The organism is Adhaeribacter sp. (genome assembly GCF_057359045.1).
The window spans coordinates 12,674-35,401 of record NZ_JBMQUD010000012.1 but is presented as its reverse complement, the minus strand read 5'-3'; the positions used below and the strand labels follow the sequence as shown (position 1 = coordinate 35,401).

13 protein-coding genes and 1 tRNA gene are annotated in these 22,728 nt (G+C 44.0%); 6 read left to right on the top strand and 8 right to left on the bottom strand.

Annotated features, from left to right (window positions below; genetic code table 11):
• Positions 1 to 228 precede the first annotated feature (228 nt).
• The 5 genes from ACO1R6_RS02420 to ACO1R6_RS02400 all read right to left on the bottom strand — a co-directional run bounded on the left by ACO1R6_RS02420 (position 229) and on the right by ACO1R6_RS02400 (position 7,842).
• Positions 229 to 2,607, bottom strand: coding sequence for an MG2 domain-containing protein (locus ACO1R6_RS02420; RefSeq protein ID WP_486261872.1), 2,379 nt, complete (start codon positions 2,605 to 2,607; stop codon positions 229 to 231).
• Between the two features lie 91 nt (positions 2,608 to 2,698).
• Positions 2,699 to 3,838 carry a DUF4249 domain-containing protein gene (locus tag ACO1R6_RS02415; protein WP_486261871.1) on the bottom strand — a complete coding sequence of 380 codons (1,140 nt, stop codon included), beginning with the start codon at positions 3,836 to 3,838 and terminating at the stop codon, positions 2,699 to 2,701.
• Between the two features lie 5 nt (positions 3,839 to 3,843).
• Positions 3,844 to 6,624: a TonB-dependent receptor gene (locus tag ACO1R6_RS02410; protein ID WP_486261870.1), complete on the bottom strand. Its 2,781-nt coding sequence runs from the start codon at positions 6,622 to 6,624 to the stop codon at positions 3,844 to 3,846.
• Positions 6,625 to 6,702: 78 nt separating this feature from the next.
• Complete coding sequence (locus ACO1R6_RS02405; RefSeq protein WP_486261869.1) at positions 6,703 to 7,437, bottom strand: hypothetical protein; 735 nt, start codon at positions 7,435 to 7,437, stop codon at positions 6,703 to 6,705.
• Between the two features lie 330 nt (positions 7,438 to 7,767).
• Positions 7,768 to 7,842: transfer RNA gene (locus ACO1R6_RS02400), tRNA-Val, on the bottom strand.
• Between the two features lie 190 nt (positions 7,843 to 8,032).
• On the opposite strand from ACO1R6_RS02400, the gene ACO1R6_RS02395 reads away from it, so the two are divergent.
• Positions 8,033 to 10,615, top strand: a complete 2,583-nt coding sequence (locus ACO1R6_RS02395) for an AsmA-like C-terminal region-containing protein (RefSeq protein ID WP_486261868.1) — start codon at positions 8,033 to 8,035, stop codon at positions 10,613 to 10,615.
• Between the two features lie 215 nt (positions 10,616 to 10,830).
• Positions 10,831 to 11,682 carry a TerB family tellurite resistance protein gene (locus ACO1R6_RS02390; RefSeq protein ID WP_486261867.1) on the top strand — a complete coding sequence of 284 codons (852 nt, stop codon included), beginning with the start codon at positions 10,831 to 10,833 and terminating at the stop codon, positions 11,680 to 11,682.
• A gap of 102 nt (positions 11,683 to 11,784) precedes the next feature.
• On the opposite strand, the gene ACO1R6_RS02385 is transcribed toward ACO1R6_RS02390, so the two are convergent.
• Entirely contained in the window at positions 11,785 to 12,873 is a 1,089-nt protein-coding gene (locus tag ACO1R6_RS02385) for an anhydro-N-acetylmuramic acid kinase (RefSeq protein ID WP_486261866.1), read from the bottom strand.
• Positions 12,874 to 13,014: 141 nt separating this feature from the next.
• Between ACO1R6_RS02385 and ACO1R6_RS02380 the strand changes: the two genes are divergently transcribed.
• Complete coding sequence (locus ACO1R6_RS02380; RefSeq protein ID WP_486261865.1) at positions 13,015 to 13,311, top strand: ArsR/SmtB family transcription factor; 297 nt, start codon at positions 13,015 to 13,017, stop codon at positions 13,309 to 13,311.
• A 92-nt stretch (positions 13,312 to 13,403) separates the two neighbouring features.
• Here ACO1R6_RS02380 and ACO1R6_RS02375 read toward each other — a convergent pair whose 3' ends face one another.
• Positions 13,404 to 13,865: a tail fiber domain-containing protein gene (locus tag ACO1R6_RS02375; protein WP_486261864.1), complete on the bottom strand. Its 462-nt coding sequence runs from the start codon at positions 13,863 to 13,865 to the stop codon at positions 13,404 to 13,406.
• A 124-nt stretch (positions 13,866 to 13,989) separates the two neighbouring features.
• The gene (hemA, locus tag ACO1R6_RS02370; protein WP_486261863.1) at positions 13,990 to 15,264 is read right to left on the bottom strand and encodes a glutamyl-tRNA reductase; all 1,275 of its coding nucleotides are present in this window, start codon (positions 15,262 to 15,264) and stop codon (positions 13,990 to 13,992) included.
• 279 nt (positions 15,265 to 15,543) lie between these two features.
• On the opposite strand from hemA, the gene ACO1R6_RS02365 reads away from it, so the two are divergent.
• From ACO1R6_RS02365 to ACO1R6_RS02355, 3 genes are all read left to right on the top strand, one after another.
• A complete protein-coding gene (locus ACO1R6_RS02365; RefSeq protein ID WP_486261862.1) occupies positions 15,544 to 16,728 on the top strand; it encodes an ATP-binding protein in 1,185 nt (394 codons plus the stop codon).
• Between the two features lie 152 nt (positions 16,729 to 16,880).
• Positions 16,881 to 18,635: an amino acid permease gene (locus ACO1R6_RS02360; RefSeq protein WP_486261861.1), complete on the top strand. Its 1,755-nt coding sequence runs from the start codon at positions 16,881 to 16,883 to the stop codon at positions 18,633 to 18,635.
• Between the two features lie 820 nt (positions 18,636 to 19,455).
• A complete protein-coding gene (locus ACO1R6_RS02355; RefSeq protein ID WP_486261860.1) occupies positions 19,456 to 22,692 on the top strand; it encodes a SusC/RagA family TonB-linked outer membrane protein in 3,237 nt (1,078 codons plus the stop codon).
• The last annotated feature ends 36 nt before the right edge of the window (positions 22,693 to 22,728 follow it).

Sequence of the window (22,728 nt, the reverse complement as noted above, 5' to 3'; positions counted from 1 at the left end):
ACGGTTCCTGGAATAAGATTCAAAGTAAGGCCTACTTGCCCGGCTACCCGTCCGAATTGGTATTTCACACCCACTCCGTAAAGTACACGGTTAAAAATGCCGGTCTTGGGCTGCACTTTAAACTGGGTCAAGCGTTCTTCGCCCTGGCAATAACTCCGGAGCACCACCAATTGGTAAGTATTGGTTATTTCTCCGGTAACAAAGCCACTATTATTTATTTCTGAAATTTTATAAAGAACCTTTTACACGGAGTTGTAAGCGTGCGCTGCCCGCTTGCCCATCAGTACGCAGACCTTGTAGCACCACCAAATAATCACCTTCCTGGTCGGATGTATAAAACTGCACCTCTTTTTTCTGATTTTGGCTGATGCTAACTTCCGGTGACCAATAAAGCAGGTTTCTTAAATCAGGGAGGCGGCTTTGCTGTTGCTGGGGTGTTTCGTAAAGGGGCGCATAAAATTCCCGGGATATTTGCAAGCCCTCGTATTCCTGTAACAAGGCGCGGGCATCTATCGGAAAACCACTTAAATCGCCGTTGTAAGTGGTGTAACTTACCAAACCTTTGTAAACCTGCGGCCCCTGGAAATACCGGCTGGTAATTACTTCCAGCTTCTGAATTTTAAGCGGATCAAAAGCCATTAATTTATTAGTATTAAATACTGGCACGCCATCGAGTAATACCATTGGGTTCTCCTGGAAAAAAGCTTTATTCAGGCGGTCGAGTGTTAAGAAATGAAACCCATCTTTCCGGATCCGAACCATTACCCCCGGAACATACTCCCGCATTACTTCTTCCATTACTTTAAAGCGGGAAAAATCATCGAGTAAATATTTCTCGTCGGGTTTGCCATAAAAGGCCAGGCTATCTACAGCGGGCAGTTGCACCAGCCGCTCGTATTTATCGTAATAGGTATTCTGCACCTGCATTTGGAGGTGGCGCAATTTTATCTCGGAACGCTGGCTTGGGGTTACCTTAAAAGGTGCCAACGGCTGGGCAGCATATTTAGCTGAGAACGGACTAAAAATTTCGAAGTGATACAGGCTGTCTTTGGCAAAATTACTTTGCACCACAATTTCCTTGGGACCATAAAAGTCTTTAAGCTCAAACTGAATATAACCGCTGGCGTTACTGGTAGCATTATACAACCGAATGTGCTTGCTGGGAGCCGCCAGGTAGGTGGTAATATTGGGTGCCGGGGTGCCGGTAATCTGGTGGGTAACTTTGCCCCGGACAAGCAGGCCGTTTACTTCCGGTATAAATTCAGGGGCAGGCAAATTATTCCGAAAAACTTCCGGCCACCGAAACCGTCGCCAACCTTGGGTGAGCAGCAGGTTATCGAGCGCCACACGGACTTCAGGATTTGTATCTTCAAAATAATAATCGGGTTGCTCAATGCTGCCTACTAAATCTGAGGTAAGCCACAAGTAACTCTGAATGTTAGTGGCCGGCAGCGTTTGCAAAGAATCGAGGCGGTAAACGGCCAGCGATAAATTAGTTAATGCGTCGGTGTTAGCGGCTAAAGCGGTGTTTAGGTCTAAGGTAACTTTTTGGCGGGTGTTATACTGGGCTTTATCGCTTTGGACCTGGATTTTTAAACCTTGTGTGGGTGGCTTAAAATAGAGGCGTTCGCATACGGGTATTTTTTGGCTATTAAAAATAGTTAAATGCGAAATGCCCTCGGCTAAAGCATTTTGGGAAAGAATGAAATTAGCTTGCCCCTGTACCAAAGAAGTTGTTTGGGCTACTGCAGGTAGGCCGCGGGTATGCGCCAGCAGGTAAAGCGGGCCTGTGGCGGTAGACCCGTTTACATTTGCCCGAATGGTAATTTGCAAATCTTCTGTCGGGCTGCTGTTGGCAAGGTGCATAACATAACCGCTGGCCAGGGCATCGGGCAGGTTTTGGGTTAGGGTTTGTCCATTCGGTAGCCGAACCACAGCTTTGTATAAGGTTTGGGCGGCCGGGGTAAAGCTAAAATGGCCCATCCCAAATTTCAGGGTTTGGAAACTGGCTACTACGTTACCGGCCGGGTCGGTTACTTCTCCGGTTGCGGCGGCGCCTTTGCCAGCCTTATCGGTAATTTTAAAAGCCACTTTGCTCATCAGGCCCTGAACCAAATTGCCGCCTTCCGGGAAAAACTGTACCGCATAAACCGCCGAATCTTTAGCGGGTTTAGCATCTAAGGGACGTAGGGTATTTATAATGGTAATCGATTGCTGGAAATAAAATTCCGGGCTTTTATTTTTCATCCAATTGGTATAGGCCCGTACCCGGTAATTACCGGCATTTAAAGTAACCGGCACCACCAGTGAGCCATGTCCGGTACTTTGCTGCAAAGCTATTTTGGCTTGTAACACGGGTTGTTGGTCGGCGTTTATTACCTCTACGTAAGCTACTTTGCTTAAATTTAAAGGCTGGTTTGTAGCACCGTTTACCACGTACAGCTTAAACCACATGGTTTCGCCGGCCACATACAAGGGGCGGTCCAGGTGCATAAACAGCTTTTCCGATAAGTTTTGCTCCTGGTACAAAGCAAATTGCCGGGAAATACGGGCTAAGCTGTCGGTTTGGCCAAATGCATACCCGCTGGGCAATACTGTTATAAGCAAAAGCAGCAACTGCCAGTATTTGATGCCGGCTATTAAATAATTTGTGGGCCTGTTACTTTGCAAATGGATTAAATAATATTGGTTAAACATATTACTCCCAGAAAGTTGGTCTAACGTTGGTACCTCTTATCCGGCAATCTGTACAATCATAAGAACCAGTGGTGTAGCCAATCAGGGAGCCTTGTTCAGAATAAGCTTCGCCTAAGGGTAAAATAGTTTTGGCACTTAAAGTGGGGACTATATCTTTCAGGAGTACTGTATCCATTGTACAACCAGCATATTCCTCTCCCGGCCGCCAGTTATTGGGTACTTGGCTCCGGGAAATAAATATTCTTTTTTCCTGCTGGGAGCTTACACTTACAAACCCTATTACGGGTTCAGTTGGGGTGGTCAGGCACTGTATATTGCCGGTTAGTTGCGAGGGTAACGGATCGAAAAGTGTCCCAATATTTTCGGTGTTTTTCTTTAGCAGTTCGGCATATTCATAAGCATCTTTGCTAAGCGCGTATTGTTTTACCAGAATGCTGTATTTGTATTTGATTTTAAGAGAATTAGACGGTAGCTTGATTAAAGGAAATTCGCTGATTACATCCTGGCTGAGTTTAGCCGACGAACCAATTAAAATAGCGGAAGAAATATTTTGTCGCCAGCAATGATAAATTCCTTCCTGCCGGAGTTCTACCCGATTGTTTCTATACTCGTACGCGCTTTCAAAGGCCGAATAAAATTCCCAGGTTTCTTCGTAGGTCCAGCGGTAATACCGGCTGTTTTGCGCCGGGTCATGGGTGCCTACGTATACCTGCAGGCCATCGGCATCGGTTTTCCAGGATATACTGTCGATGGGGGGCGTTACTTTGGTTTCTACTAATGCCGAAGCATATTCCTGGCCATTGGCCGTATGGATGCGGAGCCGATAACGCCGGGTACGGTCTAGCTGCAACGGATTACTGGTATAACTGCCGGATTGCTCTTCTTTGAGCATAAATGTCCGGCCGCCTTCTTCTTCTATGCTAACGCGGGCATGGGCTTCACCGGGCGGAATATTGCTTCCAGCCAGATTAGCAAGGCGCGAAAGCCGTATATGGGTAATGCCGGTATAATTAATAAAGCCATCTACTACCAGGTAATTACTAGGGGTTTGCAACACTTCGGGCTGGTACGGCTCGATACAACTGCCCAGTAGAAGCCATAAACATCCAACCAACAATCTTTTAAAATAACGCGTCGGCATGTTCTTTAGAATTTGAAATTATAAGTAAGATTGGGTATGGGGCGGCCGAAGATGGATAGTTTATACCCGTTGATGCGCCCGTTTTCGGTTTTAAAATATATAGAATAAGGGTTTTTACGGCCGGTTAAGTTATAGATACCCAAAGTCCAGGAGCTGTGGGCCAGCTTTTTTACCTTGTGGTTTCCTTCTATGTTTAAGGAAAAATCTACGCGGTAGTAATCGGGTACCCGGTAAGCGTTGCGATCAGAATAATATACCCGCATGGCGTTGTCGGCGTAATAGCGGGCCAGTGGCAAAGTAATGGGGCGGCCGGTGCTGTAATTAAAATTTAGGGAAGTACTAAAACGGCGGCTAAACCGGTAATTGCCGATTAAGCTAACATCATGGGGTTTATCAAAATTACTGGGGTAATATTCGCCGTTGTTTATTACATCTGAAGTAGCCGGCTGGTTTACCTGTACCAACGATCTTGAGTAGGTATAACTAATCCAGCCGTTTAATTTGCCGGTTAGTTTCTTTACCATTACTTCTACCCCGTGGGCTTTGCCTTTGGCATTAATTACATCTGTTTCGAGGTGATGGTTTAGCAACAGGGTAGCGCCGTTTTTATAATCTACAATGTCGTTCATGGTTTTGTAATAAGCTTCCACGGAGGTTTCAATGGTATTGGCTTTAAAATTCCGGTAATACCCAATGGCCATTTGTTCGCCTACCTGGGGCCGCAGGTGGCCATCGCTTAATTTCCAGGTATCGGTCGGCGACATAGAAGCCGTATTAGAAAGCATATGAATATACTGGCGCATGCGGTTAAAACTTACCTTAACCGAGGAGTTTTCGGTAAGGGTATATTTAGCCGAAAGCCGGTACTCGGGGCCGTGGTAATTTGCTACCACATCGCCTTTGTTATAATAAGCGGTATCGGTAATGCTGCCGGTTGTTTTAGATAGTGATGAGGCGTATTGGTACATTTCTCGGGGCCCTAGGGCTTGGTAAAAGGAGTAGCGTAGCCCCAAGCTAATGGCCAGGCGCGGCGATAATTCAATTTTATCAGAAAGGTAAACCGCACTTTCCCGCGCTTTTTCCCGGTCCAGTACATCCGGGGCTATCAGTGATTCTGACCCTACGGGTTGTAAACTGCCCGGAGCCACATTGTAATGGATTGTACTCAAGCCAAAATCAAAGGTATGCCTGGCACTCCGGAAATAACTGAAATCGGCTTGGGCTTGTAACTGATCAATGCCATAGGTTAAATCAGAGGCGTTTACCGGATTGCGTTCGCTGGTGGCCGTATAGTTATAGTGGCTGTAACTGCCGGTGAGTACCCCGTAGAGCTGGTTGTTAAAAATATGTTTCCACTTGGTGCTGGCAGTCCGGTTGGTGTAATTAAACAAGGTATCGCCACCCAGTTTAAACTTATCGCGACTTAAATAACCGGTGGCGTAAAGCGTATTGCGGTCGTTTATTTCGTGGGTGAGGTGGGCATTGAGATCGTAAAAAGAAGCCTTGCTTTGGTTTAAAACAGAATTAGGTAATTTGGTTAAAATCCAATCGGAGTAAGTGGTGCGGCCACCCAGCAAAAAAGAAGTTTTATCTTTTACAATGGGACCCTCCAGGGAAAGGCGGCTGGTTAACAGACCAATACCCCCGGAGCCCGCCAGTTGTTTTTTGTTGCCGTCGCGGGTGGCTATCTCCAGCACCGACGATAAGCGCCCGCCGTATTTGGCCGGAACCGCACTTTTATACAGCTCAACGGTTTTTAAAATATCGGGATTAAACGCCGAAAAGAAACCAAATAAATGCGATGGGTTGTAAATAGTGGCATCGTTAAATAAAATTAAATTCTGGTCGGTGGCCCCGCCCCGCACATTCAGGCCGGTACTGCCTTCGCCCACCGATTTTACCCCCGGTAGGGTAAGCACCACCCGCAAAATATCGGTCTCGCCAAAAACGGTGGGTACTTGTCGCATGGTTTTAATGTCTAGTTTTTCCAAACCCATTTGCATGCCGGCCACATTTTTATCTTTTTCGGCTTCAATCATAACCTCTTTCAGGGGGGTAATATCTTCTTCTAGTTCAATATCCAGGGTGCCGTTGCCGTGCAACTGAATCTGGCGGCGGGTATTTTTAAGGCCTAATCTTTTGGTTTTAATTTCATGCCGACCTACCGGCAAGGTTAAAGAATAATAGCCAAACTGGTCGGTGGTGGTGCCAATCAGTGGCGATTCTATATAAACGGCGGCCCCAATTACCGGCTCACCGGATTTGCTTTCGCGAATGTGACCAGCCAGATTGGCTTTGTCGCTGGTAGTAGCGGCACCCAGGCCAATCTGGTATAGTTTCAGCTCAGAATTATTTTCAGAACGGGGTTTTCCGGAGTTGGTCCGGACGGATGGTGGCGCATTGTTGGCAACTGGGGTACCAGTACCTTTCCCTTCAAAAAAGCCTTCTGGTAAATCAGGGTTTATTGCCCGCCCATGCGTTATAAAAACCCGGTGCTGCCCGGCATCTAAGGCAAAACGATAATCGGTATTCTGGAAAACTTGTTCCAGTAACTGGGGTAAATATTTTTCCTGCACCAGCAGGTTTATTTTCAGGGTGTCAACCTGGGCGGGGTCAAAATAAAAGCGATAGCCGGTTTTATTTTCCAGCACCCGCACAAAATTCTCAAAAGATAAATTTTTAAAATCGCCGCTAATGCGTACAGCTTCCGTTGCCTGGCCATAAGCTACTGTTCCATAAACACAGAACCCAATTAAGAATAATATTAGGCGGTAATAATAGGGCATAAGTATTGGTTCGGAGAGGTGATAATATCAGGAGCTGAGGCGGACATAGTTAATTTTAGCGTGGTATAGAGGCAAATATTAAGCATTGGGCTGGTCGTAGAACATAATTAACTGTAGAATAGCTTTTTCGTGGTTTTGCCGGAAATGTATTTTCTGCTCGCGGGCATAGCGTTGGAGTTGTTTTTTTTTGTCGGGCAGCGCTTTTAAAACCGATTTTTTGCTTTTTACCGGGATGTAAGTGTTTTCTTTTTGCAGGTAATATTTGTTTACCTGTTTAAATTCGCCGGTCATGCCCCTGCTGGTGGCCTCTTCCTGTAACTGTTTGGTTCGTTTTACCAGCATTTTCAGGTGGCCGTCGTACAGCAAATCGTAAAAGCCGGTTTTCAGGGCCGCGTTGGCTGTACTATCTTTTTCTAACCGGATAAAAGTATGGTTAAAGCAGGTAAAATATTTTACTTTTTCATTCACCAACGCTAAAGAAAATTCGGAAGCGGGGTGTTCCAGCACAATTTTATCCAGCATAATATCGTAACGGATGGGCACCTGCTGGTACCATACGCCATCGTAATAAATATTTGCCGGCTCTTCTTCATTTTTGCGGAAAAACTGGTGTCCGGTTACGTAATATTTAATGGTGTTAACGTATTGTGGGCCGTTGTACAAATGCGATTCTTCTCCGATAGCGGTGGCGTACCAGGCTAAAGCATTTTGCAACGGTTTTTGCCGAACCGAATCTGTTGTCTGGCAAAAAACTGTTTCGGGAATAATAAACCACCACAAAAAACTAAGTGTAAGCTGTAGAGCAACTTTCATTAGGGTAAAGGGCCTGCCTCAGAAAATGTTAGGTAAGATTTCTACTAAATATAAGAATAAAATATGTTCATTTTAGAATTTAAAAAATGACGAGTGCCAGAGTTTCTTTTAAAGAGATAAATCAGGACAGATTTTATTCTATTGTACAAAGAAATCTGGCTTTAGGTACCAATGGGGTTGTTGCCAGAAGCAAGGCTAAGGATACTAGAATGCGGTTACGGTAAGGATTTTAAAATATCCTGCGTATTTGCTACCAGGCAGAAAGGGCAAATTGTGTGCAAATAAAAAAGCACTTACCGAATTGCTTCCTGTAAGTGCTTTTTATTAGTGTGGGGCGTACTGGATTCGAACCAGTGACCCCCTGCTTGTAAGGCAGGTGCTCTGAACCAGCTGAGCTAACACCCCTTTTTGTGCTTTTAACAACCTGTTGTTGTCGTTTGGTGGTGCAAATATGTAGCCTTTTTTTTTAACTGCAAACTGTTTTGTAAAATTTTTTAAAAAATATTTTTGGGTCCAGAAATCAGAAAAAGCTTGGGTAGTTTAAGCGGCTGGTGTATCTTTATCTTTAAACTCGGAAGCCCGTATTGATATATTCTTGAAAGCTAAATTAATAGGTAAGTTTTTTTTGTGGGCAGTGGCGGTGTTTTTGGTGCTTACCACTTTGGCCACCGGGTTGGTTTACCTGTATCAGGATAAAATTATTGGGCTTTTTGTGACGGAAGGCAATAAACACCTTAAAACCCAGGTGCAGGTTGCTAAAATGTCGCTTTCCCTTTTCGATAAATTTCCGCAGGTATCGGTTACGCTCGATCAGGTACAGGTTTTAGAATCCTTAAAAGGGAGTAAGGTGCCACTGGCTACGGCCGGTAAAATATATTGTACCTTTAGTATTCTGGATATTCTGCTGAAAAAATACCAGGTGCGCGAAGTGTTTGTCGAAAACGGCGAGGTGCACGTAAAGGTATTGCCTACCGGCGAAGTAAATTACCAGGTTTTCAGCCACGATAGTACCACTACAAACAAAGCATTTGGGTTTAACCTGCAGCGGATTTATTTAAAAAACGTACTGGTAACCTACGCCGATGCGCCATTAAAGCAATTTCATAAAATAAGAGCCGGTAAACTAAAGGCGGCCCTGGCGGTGCAAGGCGATCTGCTAAACATTAAAGCCGACGGCAATACCTATGTGTATACCGTAAAACTAGCCGACCATGAATATTTTAAAAACAAAGCTACTGCTGTTAAAACCGCTCTGCAGATAGATTTAAAAAACCGCCATATTAATTTAGCGCCTTCGTTGGTGCAGGTGGGGCCGGCTAGCTACGAGGTAAACGGTACCATCGACTATCCGCAGCATTTGGTGTTAGATTTAGCTTTTACAGGTAAAAACACCAGTATTCAGTCGGTACTGGCTTTACTTTCCAGTAAGCAAAGCCGCGAGTTGGGGCAGTACCAGACCAGTGGCGGGGTATATTTTTCCGGGAAGGTAAAAGGTATTTTGTCGCCGCAGGTTTACCCGTTGGTGACCGCCTCTTTTGGTTTCCGCAAAGCTTCGTTTTATCACCCCCAATACCAGGAAAAAATCGAGGATATTTACCTCGACGGCAGTTTTACCAATGGTGCCCAACACAGTAGCCATACCTCGGTGCTGGCCCTGAAAAATTTTAGAGGTACTTTGGCTGGCCGCCCGGTTTCCGGCAATTTAATTTACCGCAACTTTCGCGACCCTTATTTAAATTTTAATTTAAAAGCCGATGTAGAAGTAGGGCACGTACTGGGTATATTTCCGGTGCCGGAAATACAAAAAGGCAGCGGCCGTGCTAAAATTGATCTGGCGTTTACCGGCCCCTTAAAATTATTCCGGTCGGCGGCCGGACGAGCGGCGGTAGGTGCTTCCGGCGAGATTAAGCTGCAAAATGTATCGCTGCAGTTAAAAAATTACCGGCAACCTTTCCGGGAGGTAAACGGCGATTTCCTGGTGCGTAAAAATGACCTGGCAGTTACCAACTTTAAAGGTTGGCTGGGCAATTCCGACTTTTTATTGAACGGATATTTTAAAAACGCGCTTAGCTGGTTGTTTTTAAACGAACAAGATTTACGCATTGAAGCCGATTTAGAATCTAAATTCCTGAATTTCGACCAACTATTTAGCAGCAACTTGGCGGGCACCGGTAAAGGCAAAGCAAATACCGGCGCAACCGGAGGGTATCGTCTGGTTATCTCGCCGCATTTTTCTTTTGATATAAATGCCAAGGTGGGGCATGTGCAGTTCAGGCGGTTTCGGGGTAAAGATATCAGAGGCACTATTCAGTTAAAAAATCGGGTTGTATCGTCGCCCCAGATTGCTTTGCGGGTGGCCGGCGGTATTTTTAACGTTCAAGGCAGTATGGATGCCCGGCAAACCGAAAATATTAAAATAACTACTTTGGCTAACCTCAACAATATTCGGGTAGATAGTTTGTTTTACGTGTTTGGTAATTTTGGTCAGAATTTTATTGTGCAGCGCCACCTGCGCGGCGAGCTTACGGCCGTAATAAATTCAGATTTGTATTTTGATAGCCATTTGCGCACCAAAACCGATAAAATAGAAGCCGAAATCAATGCAATGGTGCGTAACGGCCAGCTCATTGATTTTGAGCCGCTACAAAAGTTATCAACCTTTTTAAAGCGCCGCGAATTAGCTAATATTCACTTTTCGGAGTTGCGTAATAATTTCTGGATTCAGCAGCGCACCGTATATATTCCCGAAATGGAAATCCGCTCAGATGTGTCGCGGGCGTCGGTTATTGGTGTGCAGGGTACCCACACCTTCGACCAGCAAATGGATTATCGGTTCCGGATTCCGCTGGTGTTTTCGGCAAAACGCCCGCGCACCGCTTTAAACAACCCGGTAAGTAACGTGGCTCTGAGTGGTCCTAACCTTTTCCTGACTTTAAAAGGAAACGAAAAAGATTACCGGGTGGCTTACGGAAAAGACCGCGCCAAAAACAAAGTAGCCATGAATTTTAAGCGGGAGCACAGCAGCCCTTTACCCGGGCAAGCCGCAGGCACAAAAGAACCAGGAGAGCCTAAACCTGTAATTAAAGAAAAAGCTACGTTAAAAGAAGTATTTAAAGATAAGGTGCCGCAAAAGAAAAAAGAAGTACAGCCGCAAGCCGGCGAATATTTCGATTTTTAAGCTGTCTTATTCGCTAAATACGTGCGCTTTACAAACTTTTAAAGCCGGCTTTAGTCTATTCCTTTCAGGTAATATTCCCCAGAATAAATTATAAGAAAGCTCTAATCAAACAGGGCTACCAGTAGCCAAGTAAGTGACAGAAAATATTTGTCACTTTTACCTGCGTGTGCCGTTTAGTATACTTCTGATTTAGTATTGAATAAAAAGAAATAACTATGGAAGTGCACGAAACACAACTCTTAAAAGATTATTCTGAAAACGAGAAAGCGGCCTATTTAGGAGCCATTGCCAGTATTGCTTCTGCTGATCGGGTTGCTTCTCCAGAAGAAATCCAGTTTTTAACCTTATTGTCGCAATCGGCGGGTTTAACGGGTACTGCCCAGCAGGAAGTGGTGGCGGCGGCCCAGGATTCTTCCAATATTAGCATTAAGCAATGTTTGGATGTGCTTAAAACCAGTGATTTACGCTTTTCTTTTATAACCGATATCATGAGCTTTGCCAAGGCCGATGGTAAACTTGATGCCCAGGAACAAAGCCGGATTCAGGAAATGGCGCAGTACCTGGGTATAAATCAGCAGCAGTTTGGCACCTTGCAGCAATTTGTAACCAAAGCCGAAGAAGCGCAGCAACACGGACAGGACCCCACCGATCCGGCATTTCTGCAGCAAAGCGGCCTGGCCAATTCTTTTGGGCAAGCCGGTATTCCGTCGGGTGGTATGATGAAAGGCCTGATTGGTATTTTAGCCCCCATTTTAATTTCCAAGGTTTTATCGGGCCGGCAAGCTGGCAACGTGGCTGGTGCCGGCGGTGGTATGGGTAGCATGGGCGGTTTAGGCGGACTGTTAGGCAGTGTAATGGGCGGTAATATGGGTAACACAGGGGGCATGGGCAATATGGGTGGCCTTGGCTCTATTTTAGGCGGTGGTACTAGCCAGGGCCGAAGCTCGTCGGGTGGTGGTTTAGGTTCTCTGATGAGTGTATTGGGTGGTTTAGGTGGCCAGCAAGGTTATAGCGGTGGAGGCTTGGGATCTATCTTGGGATCGGTATTAGGCGGTGGCCGCCGGTAAAATACTGTCTATCTAAGTTAAACCAATTAAGCGCCCGGTAAAGATTTATCGCTTTATCGGGCGCGGGTAAACTTAAATATAAATAGATAAAATATAAAGCGGCTAACTGCCTATATAAATAGCACCACCAATATTATCGGTTTTAGCGCCGGTTACACTTTGTAAACAATTTACCTCCTGGCGCCAACGCAAAACGCCTAAAAAGGCAAAAATTAAAGCTTCTTTAAAATTAATTAGCTGGGTGTCGGGCACTACTATTTCATAGTCAGGGCCTAATGTTTGTTTAATTACCGAAACCAGAAAATTATTTAAGGCACCACCACCTGTAAGCAATATTTTTAATTTTGTTGCGTTTTCAGGATAATTTTTTACTTTTACGGCAGTGAATATTTGGTTTGCTATATGTTTGCAGGCAGTATGTAATTTATCGGCTACCGAAATATCAGCGGCGAGTAAATCTTCTAAGGTGTTGGCATCAACCCACTCTTTACCCAGCGATTTGGGGTAGGGGGCCGAAAAGAAAGCAGGGGTATTTAATTTGTTTAACAAAGCAATATCTGTTTTCCCGGTGCGGGCCACATCGCCGTTATGATCGTAAGGCAGGCCTAATTGGTTAGCCAAGGTGTTAAGGAGCATATTGCAGGCACAAACGTCGTAAGCAACCCGGCCAGTAGCTGCCGTTTCGAAAGAAATATTGGCAATACCGCCTAGGTTCAGACAGAAGTCATATTGGGGAAACAAATATTTATCGCCGATGGGTACCAATGGTGCTCCTTGGCCGCCCAAAGCAATATCCAGTGTGCGAAAATCGCATACTACGGGTAGCTTGGCGGCGGCAGCCAGGTAAGCCCCATTGCCCAACTGAAACGAAATATGATTTTCGGGTTGGTGAAAAATAGTATGGCCGTGCGAGGAAATAAAATCTGTTGTTAAATTATTTTGAATAACAAAATTTTTTACTAACTCGCCCAGGAATTGCCCGTAAGCATGGTCAGTAGCAATTAGTTGCGGAGCGGAAACGCTCATTAAACCCGCTAATTTCTGCTCCCAAGCCGTTGAATATGGAAATGTAGCAGTATTTAGTATTTTATATATCCAATTTTCTTTTTCATACGTAAACAGGCAGTATGCTAAGTCGACTCCATCCAGTGAGGTGCCGGACATTAGCCCGATAACATGATAAGTATTCATATTGCTAAGGAAACGAAAAATTAGGAGTACGACAAAAATTGTGTTTGGGGCCGTGGCGCTTGTTTCATTTGACGTGTAAGTAGTGAGTGTTGTAAGTTATGATGTGTTAAATTGTTTTGAATTATGAGTATGCGAAATTTATTGTCCAGGGTTGAATCTAAAAAGATAGACAAGGCCGCCTCAATGCTGAAAGTATTGGCGCACCCCAAGCGGTTGGCTATTGTAGATCTTTTGGGCAAAGAAGAGAAAATGACCGTGACGGAGATTTACCAGTACCTGGACCTGCCTCAAGCAATTGCCTCACAGCATTTAATTACACTCAAAGATAAAGGGGTGCTCTCATCTTTTAAGGTGGGTACAAAGATTTATTATTCTTTGTCCATCCCAAAACTCATTGATGTAATTGATTGCCTGGAAGAATGTTGTACCGACATGTAATCTTGACCTTATTTACTTTATTATAAAAAGGGCTGTAATGTATTTACAGCCCTTTTTCTTTAATACTTGCCGCTATTACACCCGTACATGCGTTAATCCTGGCCCGCAGGCTGTATTTGCCCTTTTAAAGCCATTACCTCTTCCTGTAATTGTTGGATCATGGTTTGTTGTTCTTTTATGGCACCTACCAGTACCGGAATAAGCTTTTCCATATCAATGGTAGAAATAACGGCCGAGCGCTGGCTGTTTTTGCCGGTAGTATAATACTTAACTTCTTGCGATACCAAATGCGGCATTACCCGGCCAAAATCTTCGGACAGAAAACCGTAAAACTTGCCTTTGGGTAAGCTCAGGTGTTTAAACCCGTGGGTATTGTACTCAAAACGCTTGGGCTCTAGCTGGCTTATATATTCCAGCGAGTTGCTTATGGTAGAAATATTGGTTTTAATTTTATGGTCCGGAATTACTTCCTGGGCATGTGCGGCATAATTAAACAGGATAATAATGGCACCAAAAATTAAATAAAAGGTGAGGTATTTTTTCTGAAACGACATAGCAATAACCAGTTAAAGGTGATAAGTATGGATAAGTTACGCTAAAAAAGTATAATGCTGTAATAATAAGGACGCAAAAAAAACGGCTAAGTTTTATTTTAGCCGTTCCTTTTAAAATTTTAAATTATTTGGTATTGGGTTCTGGCTGATTTTCCAGGTTAAATAAATCGTTTAATACGTCAATCAAGGTTTCAGCTTCGCCGCGTTTACAGGCCGCTTTTAGTTGCAACACCGGCAGCTTAATTATTTTCTGCATAATATTGCGGGTTACATCATCTATTAGCTTGGTTTCCTGCGGGCTTAACTTTTTCAGGTGCCGCGCCATTTCTTCCTGCCGGATATTTTCCAGGGCATTTTTAAGCTTATGAATGGTAGGCGATACCAGCATCTCTTTCGACCAATCGTTAAACTGCTCTATCGATTCGGTGATAATTTCTTTTACCTTCGGGATAGAAGCAATGCGCTGTTCTAACGCAGCCGTAGCTTTGTTCTGGATGGTATCAATATTATATACCAATACGCCCGGAATATTTTCTACTTCGGGCTCAATGCTGCGGGGTACCGATAAGTCGATAAAAAACTTATACGACAGTACTTCCAGGCGCTTTATCATTTCGGTGGTAAAGAACGGGGTGCTCCGGCCAATCGAAGAGATAACCACATCGGCTTCTTTTAAGCCTTGTACCAGATTCTGGAAGGGTAGTACCTCAAAACCGCATTCCTGGGCCAGCAATTCGGCTTTGGCTTGGGTGCGGTTGGTGATAACTACATTTTTAAGCGAAGAGTCTTTCAGGTTGCGGCAAACATCAGCACCAATTTCGCCCATACCTACTACTAAAATCCGGGGGTTAACTAAATCGGCGGTTAGTTCTTCTACCAGTTCTACGGTAGCGTAAGAAGTAGAGGCGGCCCCATCGCGGAAAGAGGTTTCCTGTACCACGCGCTTGTTGGTAAAGAAAATGGTGTGCAGCAAACGGTGCAAAAACGGACCAGCCGTTTCGTTGTCGGCGGCCCACTGGTAAGCCATTTTAACCTGGTTCGATATCTGAATATCGCCGATTACCTGCGCCTCTAAACCCATTGCCACCGAGAATAAATGTTCTACGGCATCGGTGTGGGTATTTACAATGGTAAAATAATCTATATACTGGGTAATATTGCCAATGCCTTTTTGTAAACCCAGGAGTTTAATTATTTCCTGGCTATAGTCGGTATCGGCGGTATAGTAAACTTCGGTGCGGTTACAGGTAGATAAAACAAGAATATCACTGCTGGGAATAAAGTCTTTCAGCGTGCTCAAAAATTGCTTACACGCAACTTCATCCAGCGAAATGAGCTCACGGATATCTAGTGGCGCTTTTTTATACGATAAGGTTACTGCCTTAAAATTATTAAGCATAGGATAATCTCAAAACTAAGCCTGCAAAATTAACAGTTAGATGTGGTAAAGTAAAACTATATTTCCTTTAATTTTTTATTTAATAAGCCCGGCGCCCGTATCGGGTATTTAAATGCCGGAAAATAAACCTTAAGTTAAAAACGATATAATTGCTAATTTTATACCAGATATATACTTTTAAACAGAGAATACGTTTATTTAGTGCTTCAGCCATTTATAATTTTTTGTTTTTGCCCGATAACAAAAGCACACGGCCTGCGGCTATTTACCTAACACAAAATGCTCCCGATTTATTCGCAAAAGTCAAGAATAAAATTGCTGTTGCTCATGGTAGCCCTCATTATTGGGGCGGCTACGGTTATTTACACCAATATTCTGGTTACCAAACTGGCCGAGCGTGAACAGCAACTGATTGATTTATATGCTCAAGGCCAGGAATTTATCATCCAGAATACCGGTAAAGAAGATAACCTGGTATTTATTCTCGAAGAAGTTATTACGGCCAATAAATCGGTACCGGTTATTTTAACCGATGTAAACGAAAAGGTTATTAGTACCCTTAATCTTACTTTTCCGGCCAATATTACCCAACAACGCAAAGATGTTTTGCTGCGCCGCGAAATAGAAATTATGAAAGCCCAGCACGAGCCCATTGTGGTAAGTTTTGGCAATAACCAGAACGATAAAAACTTTATTTTTTATAAAGATTCGGATTTGCTGGTGCAGCTCCGGTACTACCCGTACGTACAGTTGGCCGTTATGGGTTGCTTCTTCCTGATGGCTTATTTTACATTTAGTTACTCGCGCAAAGCCGAGCAAAACCGGGTGTGGGTAGGTTTAGCCAAAGAAACGGCGCACCAGTTGGGCACGCCTTTATCGTCGTTAATGGCTTGGTACGAGTACATGAAAGCCAGTGATAAATTTAAACACGAATCTATTGTAGAAGAATTTGGCAAAGATGTAAAACGCCTCGAAATTATTACCGAACGTTTCTCCAATATTGGTTCGGTGCCGGCTTTAAAAGACGAAAATATATTGCGGGTAACCCAAAATGCCATTGCTTATTTGCAAAACCGGGTTTCTAAAAAAGTAGCCTTTAGCATTAAAGCCGACTTTCCGGCCGATACGCCCGCCAAAGTAAATATTCCGCTGTTTGAGTGGGTAATCGAAAATATTTGTAAAAACGCCATCGACGCTATGGATGGTAAAGGCAGCATTGATTTAACTTTGTCTTACGCCGGTAAAAACAATATTGCCATTGATATTAAAGATACCGGTAAAGGCATACCCAAAAGCAAAGTAAACGATGTTTTTTTACCCGGTTATACTACCAAAAAGCGCGGTTGGGGTTTAGGTTTGGCTTTGGCCAAACGCATCATCGAAAATTACCACCAGGGGCGCTTGTTTGTAAAGTGGTCGGAGGTAGGCAAAGGCACCACTTTCCGGTTGCTGCTTAACCGGTAAAATACACAGTGCTGTGCTGTATTCCGGAAAATTAACGCCAGCAATAATCTTAGCCCTTTAGGTATTTAACCGGTGCAAATTAAACTGCCTGGGTTTACAAATGGTCGGTTTTTGTAATTTATTGCGTAACTTTTGCCCCTAATTTAATTTGCATGGGTTTTCATAATCTCTTCCGGAAGAAAGATACAAATGTAATGCTGGCCGATTTGCAGGCCGCAGGTGAAGATGGGCACGGCATAAGCTTAGTTAAAAACCTGACTTTGCGCGACCTGACAGCGTTGGGTATAGCGGCCGTAATTGGAGCGGGAATTTTTAGTACCATTGGTAATGCCAGCGCCGCCGGTGGGCCCGGTGTTTCTTTATTATTTGTTTTTACGGCCATTGCTTGCGCTTTTTCGGCGCTTTGTTACGCCCAGTTTGCCTCTACTTTACCGGTTGCCGGTAGCGCTTATACGTACGCCTACACTTCTTTTGGGGAGCTTATTGCCTGGATTATTGGTTGGGATTTATTAATGGAGTATGCTATTGGCAATATTGCGGTGGCTATTTCGTGGTCAGATTATTTTACCAGTTTGCTCCAGGGCATCGGGATACATATACCGGCTTACCTAACCATGGATTTCTTGAGCGCTGCCCGCGGGTTTGACGAAGCCGAAGCTTTGGTTGCTGCCGGTACTCCTTTGTCTGAGATACCCCAAAATTTGCAGTTGGCCTACGAGGCCTGGAACAACGCTCCTCGTTTGGGCAACCTGCATTTGGTAGCCGATTTACCCGCTTTACTGATTGTGGTAGCCATTACGTACCTGGTGTATATTGGTATTAAAGAATCTAAACGAACCGCCAACCTGCTGGTACTGCTTAAACTGCTGGTAATTGTAATGGTAATTCTGGTAGGTATATTTTACGTTACGCCCGCTAACTGGAGCCCTTTTGCGCCCAATGGCATATCGGGTATATTAAAAGGGGTTTCGGCAGTATTTTTCGCTTACATTGGTTTTGATGCTATTTCTACCACGGCCGAAGAATGTCAGAATCCGCAGCGCGATTTACCTCGGGCCATGATTTATTCGTTGGTAATTTGTACGGTGTTGTACGTACTGGTGGCTTTGGTTTTAACCGGTATGGTGCCTTTTCAGGAACTGGCTGTCGGCGACCCACTGGCTTACGTATTCGACCGCGTGAATTTAAATTTTGTTTCGGGCATAGTGGCGGTAAGTGCCGTGGTGGCTATGGCCAGTGTTTTACTGGTGTTTCAGTTGGGCCAGCCCCGTATCTGGATGACCATGAGCCGTGATGGTTTATTGCCTAAAGTATTTTCTCGCTTGCACCCGCGCTACAAAACCCCTTCTTTTTCTACCATTGTTACAGGTTTTGTGGTGGCCGTACCGGCTTTGTTTATGAATTTAACCGAGGTAACTGATTTAACCAGCATAGGCACTTTGTTTGCTTTTGTGCTGGTATGCGGTGGTATTTTGGTAATGGATAGTAATGGGCAGCACCGCGGTAAGGCCGGTTTTAAAGTACCTTATTACAACGGCAAATATATTGTACCTTTACTCATGCTGGTACTGCTGGCGCTGCTTTATATTTTCAACCAGAACGGTCTGCAAAGTTTCTTTAGTTTATCCAATGGTACCGAAAGCGGTTGGGAAGTTTTCCAGCACAAAATTCCCATGATTGGGTTTATTATTTTTTGCTTTGTCATCAGCTTTTTAAGCTTTACCAAAAACCTGTCTTTGATTCCGGTTTTGGGCCTGATTACCAATTTATACCTCATGACCGAATTAGGCATTACCAACTGGAGCCGCTTTTTAATCTGGCTGGGGTTGGGTTTAGTGGTGTATTTTGTTTACGGTTATCGCAACAGCAAACTCAATCAGCCTTCTTCTGAAAATACCAGGCTTTAAATTAAAAGTCAGGAATATTAGCTAAATAATGCATAAGCATTAACTTTTGCCTTTTGGTGGGTTGCCTGAATAAATTTATTGGCAAATAAATGTAGCAGCGTTTAGCTCCGGTGCGGCTCTTTGGGGTAGTGCCAGTTTACTTTTAATTTTTATTTAAATCAGGTGAGGCCAATCGGCATGCACCCGAACCGCTATTTAGAACCTTCCATATAGATAGTGTTTCTGCTTCTTAAAATATATCTCAATTCCTTCGTGTAATTAGCTGCTGGTATTATGTAGCGCTGGGTGTATAATATTAAAGTTTATCTATTTTTTATAATAAGTTGCGTAGCATTATTGAAAAAATTTGAAATTCTTAGATTATTCTATACTTTAAGCGTATTAAAGGTATTAGCCTTTTTCTCTCTGTAGTATGGTTTGTTTAGGTTTTATAAGCCAGGTTTATTTACACGAGGAGGAGGCACTCGGCGTATGGAGCCGGCATTGTTCTGTTCAGAATTTCCTAGCTGAGAAAAGACAATATTAAGCAGTCATTATTTAAATATTATTAAATAATCATTCTAAAGTTAAGGTTATATGAAATCTGATTTTGTAAGATAAAATTGTAAAGGCCACCCGGTACTTTTGCGCTGTATTAACTCCTATTGATTATAAAATACTGTATATCAATTATTTAAATAAGTAGTGTTTTGAAATGCCAAAATATTCCGCTATGCTAATTCACGGACCTCCTCACTGTACTAGTTCTAACCTGTACACCCATGCGGTGTTGTTTGCTGATTTTTATCAATAAATAAAGTATAATTAAAGATGTTGTTCTATGAAAAGATTTACGCAGTTACTTTTAAAGTGGAAACCTGCCTTGTTGGTAATCATGGTGTTAGCCTGCGGGGCAACCGCTTATGCGCAGCAAGGCCAAAATCTGAGCGGTAAGGTTACCGGCGATATGGGTGAAGGCCTGCCAGGGGTAACCGTATTGGTAAAAGGTACCAATACCGGTACTACTACCGACCCCAATGGTAGTTTTTCGTTACAAGTGCCCAGCGGCTCTAACACCCTGGTAATTTCTTTTGTGGGTTTTACTACCCAGGAAGTGCCCATTAATAACCGTACGACTATAAACATTAAACTACTGCCCGATGCCAAATCGCTGGAAGAAGTGATAGTGGTAGGGTACGGTACCCAGAAAAAAGTAAACTTAACCGGGGCCGTTGATCAGGTAACTTCGGAGGTATTCGAGAATCGTTCCATACCTAATCTGGCGCAGGGGTTGCAAGGGGCCATTCCTAACCTCAACCTAATTCCAACCGATGGCAAGCCTATTCAATCGCCGTCTTTTAACATTCGGGGTACTACCTCTATAGGGCAGGGTGGTAGCGCCTTAATTCTGATAGATGGGGTAGAAGGTAACCCCAGCATGCTCAACCCCAATGATATTGCAAGTGTTTCGGTTTTAAAAGATGCTTCTGCTGCCGCCATTTACGGAGCCCGGGGGGCCTTTGGGGTAGTGCTTATTACAACCAAAAATCCTTCTAAAGACAAAACCAGCGTTACCTATACGGTTAACCACGCCATTAAAAAACCAACCTCCGTTCCGGATTTTGTAAATGACGGCTATACGTATGCCAAGATGTTTAACGAGAGTTGGACTGCCTGGAATGATTATTCCCAGACACCGCAAAACGTAAATAAAACTCTGCGGTTTTCGCCGGAATATTTGGCAGAACTGAAACGCCGGTCGGAAGACCCTAGCTTGCCGCAGGTAGAAGTAGGGCCAAACGGCGAATACGTGTACTATAGCAGTACCGACTGGTACAAAGAATTATATAAAAATAACCTTAGTTCTACCGACCACAATTTAGCGGTTTCGGGTAGCAGTGGCAAAGCCAGTTTTTACGTAACCGGTCGTTATTACGGCCAGGAAGGTTTGTTCCGGTACAACTCCGATGATTACAAGATGTATAACTTCCGGGCAAAAGGAGCAATTGATTTGTTTCCGTGGTTACAGATTAACAACAACACCGATTATTCTAACATGAGCTACCACAATCCGCTAAATGTAGGCGAGGGCGGTAGTATCTGGCGCAATATCTCGGATGAGGGACATCCATTGGCACCTATGTTTAACCCCGATGGCACTTTAACTTATTCGGCAGCTTATACCGTCGGCGATTTTTGGTACGGCAAAAATGGTATTGATTTCAGCGAACGCGTTATCCGGAACACAACTGGTTTTACGGCCAAATTTCTGGAAGATAAGTTTAGAGTAAACGGCAATTTTACTTTCCGCAACAGCGATGACGATGAAAAACAAATTCGGGTACCGGTGCCTTACAGCCGCAAACCAGGCGTAATTGAATACGTGGGTACCAATACCAACGATATTCAGAATATTTACCGCGAAACCCAATACCTGGCTACCAACCTATACGGCGAATACGAAACAACCTTTGCCAAAGACCATTATTTTAAAGCCATGGCCGGTTATAACTACGAACAATCTACCTTTGAAGCCCTCCGGACTTTACGGAATGGATTGATTTACGAAGATGCAAAAGATATAAATCTGGCTTTGGGCCAATCTATTACTACCAGCGGTGGCTGGGAAAAATGGAATATTTTGGGTGGTTTTTACCGGTTAAATTATTCTTTTAAAGATCGTTACCTGCTAGAGGCCAGTGGCCGCTACGATGGTTCGTCTAAGTTTCCGGAGAATGAACGGTTTGCTTTTTTCCCTTCTTTCTCAGCGGGCTGGCGTATTTCCGGCGAGCCTTTCTGGAAGGTTTCGCCCAATCTGGTATCTGATTTAAAAATAAGAGCTTCTTATGGCTCTTTGGGTAACGGTAATATAAATTCTTATGCTTTTCAGGAACAATTTGGTATTTCGCAGTCGGGCCGGGTGTTAAACGGCGTAAGGCCACAACGTACCAGTCAGCCAGGCGTTATTCCGGATGGCCTAACCTGGGAAACCTCTACTACCCAAAATATAGGTTTGGATTTAAATATGCTTTCGAACCGGTTAACTTTCTCCGGTGATGCTTATATCCGGAATACAACCGATATGTTTACCGTTGGTATGACCTTGCCGGCTGTTTTTGGCACGGCCGTGCCAAAAGGCAATTATGCCGATTTGAAAACCAAAGGTTGGGAATTATCGGTAAACTGGCGCGATGGCCTGGAAGTAGGCACCAAACCGCTTAACTACAGCATCCGGTTTACCATGGCCGATTACCAAGCCGAAATTACCAAGTATAACAACCCCGAGCAGAAACTGAGCGATTATTACGTAGGGCAGAAAGTTGGTGATATTTGGGGTTACGTAACGGATGGTTTTTTTGTATCTGCCGATGATATTGCCAATTCGCCCAAACAAACCCTAATCAGAGCTTCTAATACCGGCCAATTATTGCCTGGCGATATAAAGTTTAAAGATTTAAACGGCGATGGCGAAATAAATAATGGTTTAAATACTGTAGCTAACCCTGGCGATATGACCATTATTGGTAATGCCAACCCCCGCTATACTTATAGCATAAACCTGGATCTGGATTGGAATAACTTCTTCTTTTCTACTTTTTTCCAGGGCATAGGTCAGCAAGACTGGTTTCCCGGCCCCGAAGCCGGTACATTCTGGGGACAATATAACCGGCCATACAACAAACTGCCGCAATTTCACATGGATAATATCTGGTCCGAAGAGAACCCTAATGCTTATTTCCCGCGGTACCGGGGCTACACTGCCCAAAATGGCGCTGGCGAATTAAGACAAGCGCAAACCAAATACCTGCAGAATATTGCTTACCTCCGCATGAAAAATATTCAGATCGGGTATAACCTGCCGCAATCCTTACTGGGCAAAATTAGAATGAGTTCGGCCAGAATTTACCTGTCCGGCGAGAATTTATGGGCTTGGTCGCCGCTTTATAAACTTACCCGCGATTTGGATGTGGAAAGCGTGCGGGGCTCCGATAGGGTAGTAACAAACGGCTCCAGCGGAAACGGCCACAATTACCCAATATTAAAAAGTACCAACCTGGGGCTTTCTATTACTTTTTAATTTATTTATAAAGTAGAAAACCAATGAAGCAGAAGT

Bases quoted from the DNA above. Each gene is read 5' to 3' on its own strand.
- ACO1R6_RS02415 (WP_486261871.1), bottom strand. From the start codon at position 3,838: ATGCCGACGCGTTATTTTAAAAGATTGTTGGTTGGATGTTTATGGCTT.
- ACO1R6_RS02410 (WP_486261870.1), bottom strand. From the start codon at position 6,624: ATGCCCTATTATTACCGCCTAATATTATTCTTAATTGGGTTCTGTGTT.
- ACO1R6_RS02405 (WP_486261869.1), bottom strand. From the start codon at position 7,437: ATGAAAGTTGCTCTACAGCTTACACTTAGTTTTTTGTGGTGGTTTATT.
- ACO1R6_RS02390 (WP_486261867.1), top strand. From the start codon at position 10,831: ATGGAAGTGCACGAAACACAACTCTTAAAAGATTATTCTGAAAACGAG.
- ACO1R6_RS02385 (WP_486261866.1), bottom strand. From the start codon at position 12,873: ATGAATACTTATCATGTTATCGGGCTAATGTCCGGCACCTCACTGGAT.
- ACO1R6_RS02375 (WP_486261864.1), bottom strand. From the start codon at position 13,865: ATGTCGTTTCAGAAAAAATACCTCACCTTTTATTTAATTTTTGGTGCC.
- hemA (WP_486261863.1), bottom strand. From the start codon at position 15,264: ATGCTTAATAATTTTAAGGCAGTAACCTTATCGTATAAAAAAGCGCCA.
- ACO1R6_RS02365 (WP_486261862.1), top strand. From the start codon at position 15,544: ATGCTCCCGATTTATTCGCAAAAGTCAAGAATAAAATTGCTGTTGCTC.
- ACO1R6_RS02360 (WP_486261861.1), top strand. From the start codon at position 16,881: ATGGGTTTTCATAATCTCTTCCGGAAGAAAGATACAAATGTAATGCTG.
- ACO1R6_RS02355 (WP_486261860.1), top strand. From the start codon at position 19,456: ATGAAAAGATTTACGCAGTTACTTTTAAAGTGGAAACCTGCCTTGTTG.